Genomic DNA, 11,549 nt, shown 5'->3' on the forward strand with positions numbered 1-11,549 from the left:
GAAAAGCGCCCAGTTGTGGATAACTCAGTCACCCACACGAGTTATCAGCCCCGACGATTACCCACCTCGGCGGACCCCCGCACGCCACAGGCAGCAACCGTCATCGCGGCGAAACCACAGCCCCCAGCAACCCGGGCCCGGTGTGCGCCCCAATCACTGCCCCGACCTCGCTCACATGGAGGTCGGCCAGTCCGGGCACCCGTACCCGGAGCCGCTCCGCGAGGGCCTCCGCGCGTTCGGGCGCGGAGAGGTGGTGGACGGCGATGTCGACCTGTGCGCTGCCCGCCCGGTCGGCCACGATCTCCTCCAGGCGGGCGATCGCCTTCGACGCCGTCCGGACTTTCTCCAGGGGTTCGATGCGCCCGCCCTCCAGTTGGAGCAGCGGCTTGACGGCGAGCGCGGAGCCCAGCAGGGCCTGGGCAGCGCCGATACGGCCGCCCCGGCGCAGATAGTCGAGGGTGTCGACGTAGAAGTAGGCGGAGGTGCCCGCGGCCCGTTTCTCCGCGGCCGTGACCGCTTCGTCGACCGTGCCGCCCGCCTCCGCGGTCTCGGCCGCGGCGAGTGCGCAGAAGCCGAGTGCCATCGCGATCATGCCGGTGTCCACGACCCGCACCGGCACGGGCGCATCGCGGGCGGCGAGGACCGCCGCGTCGTAGGTGCCCGAGAGTTCGGCGGAGAGGTGGAGGGAGACGATGCCGGTGGCGCCGGACTCGGCGACCCTGCGGTAGGTCTCGGCGAAGAGCTGGGGGCTGGGCCGCGAGGTGGTGACCGGGCGCCGTTTCTGCAGGGCCAGGGCCAGGGAGCGGGTGGAGATCTCGGTGCCCTCTTCCAGTGCCCGGTCGCCGAGGACCACGGTCAGCGGCACCGCTGTGATGCCGTGGCACTCCATCGTCAGCGGCGGCAGGTAGGCCGTTGAATCGGTGACGATCGCGACATGGCGGGACATGAGCTGGAGGTTACCTGCCGTAGCGGCCGGGCGGCAGCCCGACCCCTTTCACCTGGGCCGGAACCGGCCGGATCACACCGTGCCGCACGCTCGGGCGGTGCCACCCGGTCAAGTCGTGCTCTCGGGGCGGGGTTTCTTCTGCCAGGGGTAGCTGGGACGCCGTCCCGGCGGGGTGATGGCGGAGGGGGCGGGCTCTTCGGCGGCGGGGCGGGAGCGCGGGGTCTCCGGCCATGTCTGGTGGGTGGTGGTGCCGTCGGCGGCCGGGGCATCGGGCCAGGGGGGCGGCGCGTGCTCCGGTTTCGTCCAGTGCCGCAGGGCTCCTGCCTCCACGTCTATCTGGGCGCTCAGCGCGTCGAGGTCGTCCTCCGCGAAGCGGCCGGCGCGGTCGCGGGCGGCCCAGCGCAGGGAGTCGGCCGATTTCGTGATGCGCTCGGTGCGCTCGCGCAGGGCGGGCAGCCGCTCGGCGAGCATTCCGCGGTCCGGCTCGGACTCCAGGCGTTTGAGTTCGCCGTCGAGTTCGCGGCCGTGTGCGCTGAGTCGCTCGAAGAGGCCGAGGGACTCCTTGAGCGACTCGTCCTCGGTCACGCCCGCGCGCAGCGCGTCCTGGGTCGCGCGCATCGATGTGCGCAGCGCGAGCCGCAGTTGGGCCACTTGTCCCTGCGGACCGGGCTGGGCAAGGGACTTGGCGCGCAGGGTGTGGTCCTCGACCGTGCGCCGGGCCTGCGCGACCGTGCGGTCGACGCCTCGCTTGGCCGCGCCGACCGCCTTGACCGCCGCATAGCCTCCTGCGACGACGAACAGCAGGAAGAGAAGGGCGAAGACTGCGATCACGGCTTCCAACGCTCCTCCACCGGCTCGGGGCGGCACACACCGCGCCGCTCTTCAACGGTAAACGCAACGGGCAGGTCCGGAGTTCCAAAAGAACCCCGAACCTGCCCGTAGGGGACTACCCCGAGGCGCCGGCCCCGGACGGCCCCGGCGCGCGCAGAACTAGGCCGGAACGATGTTGACCAGCTTCGGCGCCCGCACGATGACCTTGCGGATGCCCGCGCCGTCCAGCGCCGCGACGACCTTCTCGTCGGCCAGCGCGACCTTCTCCAGCTCGGCGTCGGAGATCGTCGGAGGAACCTCCAGGCGCGCCTTGACCTTGCCCTTGATCTGCACGACGCAGGTCACGCTCTCGTCCACGACGTACGCCGGGTCGGCCACGGGGAAGTCCTGGTGGACCACCGTGTCCGTGCGGCCCAGCTTGCGCCACAGTTCCTCGGCGACGTGCGGGGCCAGCGGCGCGATCAGCAGGACCAGCGTCTCGGCGACCGGGCGCGGCACGGCGCCGCCCGCCTTGGTCAGGTAGTTGTTCAGCTCGGTGACCTTGGCGATCGCCGTGTTGAACCGCAGGCCCTCCAGGTCCTGGCGCACCCCGTCGATCGCCTTGTGCAGGGCACGCAGCGTCTCCTCGTCGATGTCGGCGTCGGGAACGTCTACGACCGTGACCTCGCCGGTCGTCTCGTCGACGATGTTGCGCCACAGCCGCTGCAGCAGCCGGTACTGGCCCACCACCGCGCGCGTGTCCCACGGCCGCGACACGTCCAGGGGGCCCATGGCCATCTCGTACAGGCGCAGGGTGTCGGCGCCGTACTCCTCGCGGATCTCGTCCGGAGTGACCGCGTTCTTCAGGGACTTGCCCATCTTGCCCAGCAGCCGGGAGACCTTCTCGCCCTGGTAGTAGTAGGCGCCGTCGCGCTCCTCGACCTCGGCGGCCGGTACTGGGAAGCCGCGGCTGTCGTGGTAGACGTAGGCCTGGATCATGCCCTGGTTGAACAGCTTGTGGAACGGCTCCGGGGACGAGATGTGCCCCAGGTCGAACAGCACCTTGGACCAGAAGCGGGCGTACAGCAGGTGCAGTACGGCGTGTTCGGCGCCGCCGACGTACAGGTCGACGCCGCCGTGCGGCATGCCCGCGCGGGGGCCCATCCAGTACTGCTCGATGGCCGGGTCGACCAGCTTCTGGTCGTTGTGCGGGTCCAGGTAGCGCAGTTCGTACCAGCAGGAACCGGCCCAGTTGGGCATGGTGTTGGTCTCGCGGCGGTACTTCCGGGGGCCGCGGCCGTCGCCCAGGTCCAGGGTGACGTTCACCCAGTCCTCGTTGCGGGACAGGGGCGTCTCCGGGGACGTGTTGGCGTCGTCCGGGTCGAAGGTGCGCGGCGAGTAGTCCTCGACCTCCGGCAGCTCCAGGGGCAGCATCGACTCGGGCAGCGAGTGGGCGACGCCGTCCTCGTCGTAGACGATCGGGAAGGGCTCGCCCCAGTAGCGCTGGCGGCTGAACAGCCAGTCGCGCAGGCGGAAGTTGACGGTGCCCTCGCCGATGCCCTTGCGGGCCAGCCACTCGGTGATGCGGGCCTTGGCCTCGGCGACGGGCAGGCCGTCCAGGGAGACGTCGTCGTTCGAGGAGTTGATGATCTTCGCGTCGTAGGACCCGAAGGCGTTCTCCCAGGTGGACGTGTCGGTGCCGCGGCCGTCGGTGGGCTCGACGATGCAGGTGATCGGCAGCTCGAAGGCGCGCGCGAAGTCGAAGTCGCGCTGGTCGCCCGCCGGGACGGCCATGATCGCGCCGGTGCCGTAGCCCATCAGTACGTAGTCGGCGATGAAGACGGGGATCCGGTCGCCGTTGACCGGGTTGGTGGCGAACGCGCCGGTGAAGACACCGGTCTTGTCCTTGGCCTCGGCCTGCCGCTCCACGTCGGACTTGGTGCCGGCCTGCGCGCGGTAGGCGGCGACGGCCTCCCCGGGGGTGGCGTGACCGCCCGTCCACACGTCGTGGGTGCCCTCGGGCCAGGTGGCCGGGGTGAACTTGTCGACCAGCGGGTGTTCGGGGGCCAGCACCATGTAGGTCGCGCCGAACAGGGTGTCGGGGCGGGTGGTGAAGACGGTGATGTTCTCGCCGTCGACGGGGAAGTCGACGCGGGCGCCCTCGGAGCGGCCGATCCAGTTGCGCTGCTGCAGCTTGATGGCCTCGGGCCAGTCCAGCTCCTCCAGGTCGGACAGCAGCCGGTCGGCGTAGGCGGTGATGCGCATGTTCCACTGGCGCAGCTTGGCCTTGAAGACGGGGAAGTTGCCGCGCTCGGAGCGGCCGTCGGCGGTGACCTCCTCGTTGGCCAGGACGGTGCCCAGGCCGGGGCACCAGTTGACGGGCGCGTCGGAGGCGTAGGCCAGGCGGAACTCGCTCAGGACGTCGGCGCGTTCGGTGGCGGTCAGCTGCGGCCACGCGCGCGTGTGGCCCGGTACGGCACGCTCACCGGACTCGAACTGGGCGATCAGCTCGGCGATCGGGCGGGCCTTGTCGGCCTCGTCGTCGTACCAGGAGTTGAAGATCTGCAGGAAGATCCACTGGGTCCACTTGTAGTACTCGGGGTCGATCGTGGCGAACGACCGGCGCCTGTCGTGGCCCAGGCCCAGGGCGCGCAGCTGGACCTTCATGTTCTCGATGTTGGCCTCGGTGGACACGCGCGGGTGCGTGCCGGTCTGCACGGCGTACTGCTCGGCCGGCAGGCCGAAGGCGTCGAAGCCCAGGGTGTGCAGCACGTTGTGACCGGTCATCCGCTGGAACCGGGCGAAGACATCGGTGGCGATGTAGCCCAGGGGGTGGCCGACGTGCAGGCCCGCACCGGAGGGGTACGGGAACATGTCCATGATGAACTTCTTGGGGCGGGCGGCCAGTTCGGGGTCGCCGGCCAGGTCGCCGCTCGGGTTCGGGGCCTCGTAGGTGCCCTCGGCGTCCCAGAAGTCCTGCCAGCGTGCCTCGATGTCCGCGGCCATGGCGGCCGTGTAGCGGTGCGGGGCGACCACCTCGGCGGCGGCAGCGGGGTTCGTCTCGCTCATGATCCTCAAAGCTCCATCGATCGTCTCTGCCAGCGGCTGCGACATTCAGGGTGTGACATCCACCAAATGAAAAATCCCCTCGCACAGGAGGGGACGCCGCGCTGATTCCGAACTCGCCGTTCACCAGCGGTCGGGACTGATCAGCGCGGCTCGCTAAGCAGAAGGCGTACGGCACGCATGGCATGAGGGTACCGCAGCGCTTGAGCACAACGCGACGCGCTTCCGTATCACCCTTGGCACCCTCACCACACCGGCATGCACTGAACCAAGTTCAAGGACTACCTTCGCGTACCACCCACTACGGGACATCACAGCAAGCGCATTGTCGTTTGGTAACAACGCAATAACTCAAACCTCGTACCCACCGGTATGGAGCCACTTAGAGTTCGGCAGCGGGACCGCTTTCCCGATACTGCTCGGAGTTGCCCCCATGAACCCTCGTCGTACCACCAGTTCGCTCCCCAAGCCGGGCCGCTCGGCCTACGGCATGGTGAGCCTCGTCGTCCTGATCTTCATACCCGTGTTCGTGCTGCTCGGAGGCAGCCAGGTACAGAGCTTCCTCAACTTCGGTGCGGGCGTTCTCTCGCTCGTGTCGCTCACCTGCTCGGTCATCTGGGGCCTCGTCGCCCAGGACCGGGTCGTCCTCAACATCCGCCAGCGGATCGTGGCCCAGGGCATCCACCGGGTGACCGCCGTCGGCTCGATCGCGTTCCTCGTGATTCACATCACGGTCAAACTGGCGCTCGACCACACCGTCCTGATCGCCGCGCTGATCCCGTTCAGCCTGGGCGTGAAGGGCAGCGCCGGCCTCATCGGCCTCGGCTCCCTGGCCGGCCTGCTCATGATCTTCGTGGGCATCACCGGCGCCCTGCGCAACCAGTTCGCGTCCCCGGCGCCGGTGGCCGCCCGCTGGCGCGCGATGCACATGCTGGCCTACCCGGCCTGGTGCGCGGCGCTGATCCACGGCCTGTTCGCCGGCCGCGCGGCGAAGCCGTTCTTCATGATCTCCTACGAGCTGTGCCTGGTCGGGGTCGCGGCGGCCCTCGCCCTGCGCTCGGCGCCCCGCTCGGTCAAGCGGAAGTTCGCCGACCGGGTCGCCATGCTCCTGGGCAACGAGGAACGGCCGGGCCTCGACGATCTCGACGCGAGCCGGGGCCGCGTGGCCGAGTCCGCGCTGCCGGGCTTCGAGAAGCGCGAGAGCCGGCGGCCGGCGCAGCCCTCGTTCACCGAGACCGGGTCGATGCCGCGTGTGGACCCCGCCGCCCAGTACGAGACGAGGTCCATGACCCCGGTCGCCGACACGAACGGTTTCGCGGCGGCCTACCGCACCGCAACACCGGAGTCCACCGGTCAGATGCCGTACGTCACCGACCAGTCCTCCCGCGCGAACGTGCCGATGGACATGCAGAACACGCAGGCGGTCCCGCGCGCGGACAGCGGCGGCAGCACCTCGGGCAGCTGGCCGATCCCGTCGCCGCCGCCGGTCGGCGAGGCGCCCCCGTCGGCCTACGACCCGCTCCAGGACACCGGATACAACATCCCGACGTACAACAACAATTCGGGCGCGGGCGGGTACGGCGACGGATACGTGTACCCCACGGGTGAGTCGAACGGGGCCTCCGGTACGTACAACTCCGGTGACACGTACAACAGCGGTCCCGCCACTGATCAAACGCCCAACGCGTCGTACGACTTCGACGCGCAGGGCGGCTCGGGCGAACCTTGGAACACGCCTTCCGGAGGCTATAGGTGAACGAGGCCCTGCCCGACGTCCCAGAAGTCCGCGTCGTCGGGCTCCCACAGCTCACGTCGGGCTTCGACCTTGTCGAGAGACTCGACCTGCCCATGCACCTCAAGGTGCACGGGCCGCTCGAACCCATGGGCGGGGAGCAGCTCGCGAAGCTCTCCGAGGCGATCAACCTGAAGGGCCGCGGCGGCGCGGGTTTCCCCTTCCACAAGAAGCTGCGGTCGGTCGCCGAAGCAGCGATCAAACGCGGTGTACGGCCGGTCGTCGTCGTCAACGGCAGCGAGGACGAACCCGCCTGCCGCAAGGACACGGTGCTCATCAACCGTGCCCCGCACCTCATCCTGGACGGCGCCCTGCTGGTCGCCGAGGCCCTGGGTGCCCGCACGCTCGTGGTGGGGGTCACCCGTGAGTCGACGCAGCGCTCCATGGAGGCCGCGCTCTCCGAACGCGGTCTGAGCAACACCCGCCGCTCGGCGCTGAAGGCGTTCGTCCAGCGCAACCCGGTCCGCATGGTCACCGGTGCCGCCGCGTCGCTGATCCGCTCGATCGACGGCGGCCCGGCGATCCCGCCCGGTCGCAAGGTCAGCGCCTCCCAGAACGGCGTCGGCGGCGCCCCGACCCTGCTCTCCAACGCCGAGACCTTCGCCCAACTCGCCATCGCCGCCCGCATCGGCCCCGAGCGCTACGGCAACACCGGCCTCTACGACGAGCCCGGCACCGTCATGCTCACGGTCTCCGGGGCGGTCGCACGCCCCATGGTGATCGAGGTCCCCACGGGTGTGCCGCTGCGCTACGTCCTGCAGCTGGCCGGCGCCCCGCCGGTCCCCCAGGGTGTGCTGACGGGCGGTTACCACGGCAAGTGGATCGACGCGGCGACGGTCAACGAGGCGATCGTCTCCCGCAACTCCCTGGACGCGGTGGGCGGTGCGCTCGGCGCGGGCGCCATCATGCCGATCACCCAGGAGACCTGCCCCCTGGGCGAGTCGCTCCGGGTGGCCCAGTGGCTGGCCGACGAAAGCGCGGGACAGTGCGGTCCCTGCTACCTCGGTCTGCCCGCCGCCGCGCGCGGCATGGAGGACATCCTCAACGGCGGCGGCCCGGCCGCCCTGGAGGCGCTCAAGCAGGTCGCCAAGGCCGTGAAGCGCCGCGGCGCCTGCTCGCACCCGGACGGCTCCGCGATGTTCCTGGAATCCACCATCAAGGCGTTCACGGACGACCTCGCCGCCCATGTCCTCGGGAACGGCTGCGGAAGGCCCGTGGAGGGCGTTCTGCCGCTCTTCGAGGGCGGCCAGCTCCCCGCGGGCATCACGAGCGGCGTGGAGGCCGAGGACAACGGCCCCAGCCGTCAGAAGATCTACGTCGACTGGACGCTGTGCCGGGGCCACGGTCTGTGCGCGGACATCCTCCCGGAGGTCTTCGAACTCGGCGCCGACGGCTTCCCCACCGTCGCGCAGGCCCAGGTGCCGCGTTACGCGGAGGCGAAGGCGCTCCGCGCGGTGCGCCGCTGCCCGGCGCTCGCCCTCCGCCTGGAGGAGGAGACAGCGCGCGACAAGGGACCGTCCCGCAACCTGCCGGTCCTCTCCCAGGGGCGCGGCCGGCGGGCACTGGGCCGCTGAGCAGACGGCCGGCGGGTCGCCCTCTTCTCAAGAAGGGGCGGCCCGCCGCTCCACGGCCTGCGCCAACTCCCCCTGGACACACCGAAGGCGGGTCATCCTGTGGGATGACCCGCCTTCGACTTCTGTGGAGCTAAGGAGAATTGAACTCCTGACCTCCTGCATGCCATGCAGGCGCTCTACCAACTGAGCTATAGCCCCTTGTGGTGTGCTACCGGGTCTCCCCGGCGGCGACGCCAACATTACCGGTCGACCCGGTGCACCACCAAATCGTTTCCGTCGCCCGGGCCGTGGCCGTGATCGCCGGGACCTCCTCGCGGGGTCCCGGCCCGAGTCAAGCGGTGACGAACGAATAGAACCGTTTCAAAGTGCAGTGCTCTTCGAGGAGTCGGCCGTAGATCGGCTCGCCCTCCAGTTCGCGGTACGTCTCGATCGGATCGCCTTTTATGATCAGCGCCCGCGCGCACTCCTCGCACCAGTACTGGTAGTCGGGATTCACCGGTTCCATGTCACGGACGATCGGCGTCCCACTGCCGCACCAGTCGCACTTTCGCCTGTGTGCACCCATCGATCAGCTCCAGCTGTGGCCGCAGGCCGTGCACACGTAGGAAACTCCGCCGTTGTCACCGAGGACTTGGGCCACGTGGGCGGAACCGCAGGAAGGGCAGCTCAGGCGGGTGATCGTATCTCGTATCAACGCCGCATCGAAGAGGTGGTCGACCTCCTCGATGATGCTCGCAGGCATCGCTACTCCCTCCCGTCGGGCCGCGCCCCCTTCCGGCCGTTTGATTCTGCCACGGCCGGACCAATACGGTCAGCGACGCCTTAGTACCAGTCCGGACACGGCACCCACCGCAGCCGTCCCCGCCAGCGCGAACATGCACGCCAAAAGCGCCTTCGCAGAGGTATACGCCCCCGGGGCCCCAAGTGACTCAAGCCGGTTCAAGAACAGTGTGCCGAAAACCGCGACCCCGAGCAGCTGACCCAGCTGCGCGACCGTGGAGAGCAGACCGCTGGCGTCCGCCGCGTCCTCGGGCCGCACCGTCGCCAGGGCCCGCGTCAGCGTCGGGCTGAAGGCGAGCGCGAGCCCGGCCCCCACGCCGACGTACGCCACGTACAGTACGGCCCCGCCGCGGTCGCCGCCTTCGAACGCCAGGCCGACTCCCAGGACGGACGGCATCGCGATCACGAACCCGAGCGGGGTCAGCGCCCGTTGCCAGGCCGCCGGCCAGCGGCGCCAGGTCAGTCCGACCGCCCCGAAGACGACCGCGGTCGGCGCGAAGGTCAGGCCCGCGCGCAGCGCGCTGAAGCCGAGGCCGCCCTGGACATGCAGGGTGAGCGCGAACAGGAAACCGGCGTTGACGGCCATCACCGCCAGGATCCGGAAGACGGCGAGACCCATGCCGGGGTGACGCAGCACACGCGGTGCGATCAACGGGGCGCCCCCGCGCCGCGCGAGCCGGGACTCGTAGCCGCAGAACGCGGCGAAAAGCACCGCCGCCGCGATCAGCGACAGCCACGACCACAGTGGCCAGCCCTCTTCCTGCCCCAGTACCAGCGGCACCGTCAGCAGCGAGACGGCCGAGGCGAGCAGCACCAGCCCCGGCACGTCGAAGTCCCGCGCCCGCTCCGGCTCCGCTGCGCCGTCGCGCGGCAGCACGCGCCTGCCGAGGAACAGGAGTACGACGCCCACGGGCACGTTGACGAGGAAGACCGGCCGCCAGCCCGTGCCGAACAGGTCGGCGCCGACGAGGACGCCACCGAGGATCTGTCCGGCCGCGGCGCCGACCGCGATGACCGCCGAGTACACGCCGAGCGCCCGCATCCGGGCCTCGCCGACGAAGTTCCGCTGGATGAGGCTGAGCACCTGCGGGATCATCAGCGCCGAGCCGGAGCCCTGGATCAGGCGGAACACGATCAGCTCGGTCGAGCCCTGGGCCAGGCCGCAGGCGAGCGAGGCGGCGGTGAAGAGCGCGAGCCCGGCGAGGTGGACCCGGGCGTGACCGAGCCGGGCGCCGAGCCGGGCGCCGGTGATCAGCAGCACCGAGTACGTGATGGTGTAGCCGGCGATCACCAGCTGCAGGTCGGCGCCGGACGCGTGGAGTTCGTTGCCGATGGTGGGAGCGGCGACGTTGACGATGAACACGTCGAGCAGCGCCATGAACAGGGCCGCGAGCAGGACCGCGAGCATCGGCCCACGGCGATTGTCAGTGCCGGGGTCTTTACTGGTGGCAGGAGTTGGAACGGGTGCGGAATCCGGTTCCGTCCGGGGTGTTGTCGTCATGCGGTCGAGCGTGGGGGCGCTCCGGTACGGGTGCCGAGAGCCCGCTGATGCTGGTACTGGCAGCACCTGGCAGGGACCAAGTCGGGCGTCGAGTATGGGGGATGTGACGATGGGGACGACACAGCGCCGCCGACCTGAGCTGGCCGCGTTTCTGCGCAGCAGGCGCGCGAGGGTGACACCGCACGACGTGGGCATGCCGCCGGGTTTCCGTCGGCGTACGCCGGGGCTGCGTCGCGAGGAGGTCGCGCAGCTCTCCGGAGTGGGCGTCACCTGGTACACCTGGCTCGAACAGGGGCGCCCGATCAACGCGTCGGCGCAGGTCCTGGACGCCGTGGCGCGCGCGCTCCGGCTCGACGCGCCGGAGCGGGAGCATCTGTACCACCTGGCCGAGGTGCCGTACGCGCATCCTCCGGAAGTGCTCGCGCAGGCGGTGGGGCCGGAGATCCAGGGCATCCTCGACGCCCTCGAGCCACGCCCGGCGGTGGTCTACAACTCGCGGTTCGACATCCTGGCCGCCAACTCCGTCTACCGGGCCCTGGTCGGGATCGAACCGCTGTCGGACGGCTCGGTGCCCAACGCGCTGTGGAGGCTGTTCGCGGTGCCGGAGGCGGAGTCGCCGCTGATGTTCCGGGAGACCGAGCTGCCGGTGATGGTGGCAATGCTGCGCTCGGCCTACGGACTGCATACCGGGGAGCCCGCCTGGGAGGAGTTCATACGCCGGCTGTCGGCGGCGAGCCCGCTCTTCATGCGGCTGTGGAGGAGCGGGGACGTGGCGGAGCCGGGGCGGCGGGTGAAGACGTTCCGGCACGAAGAGGTGGGCGAGATCCGGATGACCTCGGTGTCGTTGTCGGTCAACGGCATGCCGGAGTGCCGGATCGTCGTCTACACCCCGGCCGACGAGGAGACCCGGCGGCGCACGGAGACGCTGACAGCGACGAAAAAATCCCACCCCTGAAAGGGATGGGATCTCATCGATTCGATCATGGACGACTCTCGATCCTTGACAACTCAAGAGTGTCGATCTGTGGAGCTAAGGAGAATTGAACTCCTGACCTCCTGCATGCCATGCAGGCGCTCTTA

The 11,549-nt window shown here is 69.9% G+C and carries 9 protein-coding genes and 2 tRNA genes (1 of these 11 cut by a window edge); 3 read left to right on the forward strand and 8 right to left on the reverse strand.

The window, feature by feature from the left end:
* Nucleotides 1-100: 100 nt before the first annotated feature.
* The 3 genes from ACWDEW_RS06015 to leuS all read right to left on the reverse strand — a co-directional run bounded on the left by ACWDEW_RS06015 (nucleotide 101) and on the right by leuS (nucleotide 4,825).
* Complete coding sequence (locus ACWDEW_RS06015; protein WP_450510031.1) at nucleotides 101-946, reverse strand: DegV family protein; 846 nt, start codon at nucleotides 944-946, stop codon at nucleotides 101-103.
* A gap of 108 nt (nucleotides 947-1,054) precedes the next feature.
* Nucleotides 1,055-1,786: a hypothetical protein gene (locus tag ACWDEW_RS06020; RefSeq protein WP_450510033.1), complete on the reverse strand. Its 732-nt coding sequence runs from the start codon at nucleotides 1,784-1,786 to the stop codon at nucleotides 1,055-1,057.
* Nucleotides 1,787-1,936: 150 nt separating this feature from the next.
* Nucleotides 1,937-4,825, reverse strand: coding sequence for a leucine--tRNA ligase (leuS, locus tag ACWDEW_RS06025; protein WP_450510035.1), 2,889 nt, complete (start codon nucleotides 4,823-4,825; stop codon nucleotides 1,937-1,939).
* Between the two features lie 430 nt (nucleotides 4,826-5,255).
* On the opposite strand from leuS, the gene ACWDEW_RS06030 reads away from it, so the two are divergent.
* Complete coding sequence (locus ACWDEW_RS06030; protein WP_450510037.1) at nucleotides 5,256-6,578, forward strand: cytochrome b/b6 domain-containing protein; 1,323 nt, start codon at nucleotides 5,256-5,258, stop codon at nucleotides 6,576-6,578.
* Nucleotides 6,575-8,188, forward strand: a complete 1,614-nt coding sequence (locus ACWDEW_RS06035) for an NADH-ubiquinone oxidoreductase-F iron-sulfur binding region domain-containing protein (RefSeq protein ID WP_450510038.1) — start codon at nucleotides 6,575-6,577, stop codon at nucleotides 8,186-8,188. The genes ACWDEW_RS06030 and ACWDEW_RS06035 overlap by 4 nt, the downstream gene beginning before the upstream one ends.
* 125 nt (nucleotides 8,189-8,313) lie before the next feature.
* Here the strand turns inward: ACWDEW_RS06035 and ACWDEW_RS06040 are convergent.
* From ACWDEW_RS06040 to ACWDEW_RS06055, 4 genes are all read right to left on the reverse strand, one after another.
* Nucleotides 8,314-8,386 (reverse strand) — tRNA-Ala (locus ACWDEW_RS06040).
* A 133-nt stretch (nucleotides 8,387-8,519) separates the two neighbouring features.
* Complete coding sequence (locus ACWDEW_RS06045) at nucleotides 8,520-8,753, reverse strand: hypothetical protein (protein WP_003976229.1); 234 nt, start codon at nucleotides 8,751-8,753, stop codon at nucleotides 8,520-8,522.
* Nucleotides 8,754-8,756: 3 nt separating this feature from the next.
* Entirely contained in the window at nucleotides 8,757-8,930 is a 174-nt protein-coding gene (locus ACWDEW_RS06050) for a hypothetical protein (RefSeq protein WP_019063265.1), read from the reverse strand.
* A gap of 69 nt (nucleotides 8,931-8,999) precedes the next feature.
* The gene (locus ACWDEW_RS06055; RefSeq protein WP_450510040.1) at nucleotides 9,000-10,376 is read right to left on the reverse strand and encodes an MFS transporter; all 1,377 of its coding nucleotides are present in this window, start codon (nucleotides 10,374-10,376) and stop codon (nucleotides 9,000-9,002) included.
* Nucleotides 10,377-10,578: 202 nt separating this feature from the next.
* Here ACWDEW_RS06055 and ACWDEW_RS06060 point away from each other — a divergent pair, with 202 nt between their 5' ends.
* Nucleotides 10,579-11,424: a helix-turn-helix transcriptional regulator gene (locus ACWDEW_RS06060; protein ID WP_450510042.1), complete on the forward strand. Its 846-nt coding sequence runs from the start codon at nucleotides 10,579-10,581 to the stop codon at nucleotides 11,422-11,424.
* Nucleotides 11,425-11,494: 70 nt separating this feature from the next.
* Here ACWDEW_RS06060 and ACWDEW_RS06065 read toward each other — a convergent pair.
* Nucleotides 11,495-11,549 (reverse strand) — tRNA-Ala (locus ACWDEW_RS06065) (it continues 118 nt past the right edge of the window).

This window comes from Streptomyces sp. NPDC001100 (assembly GCF_053598575.1).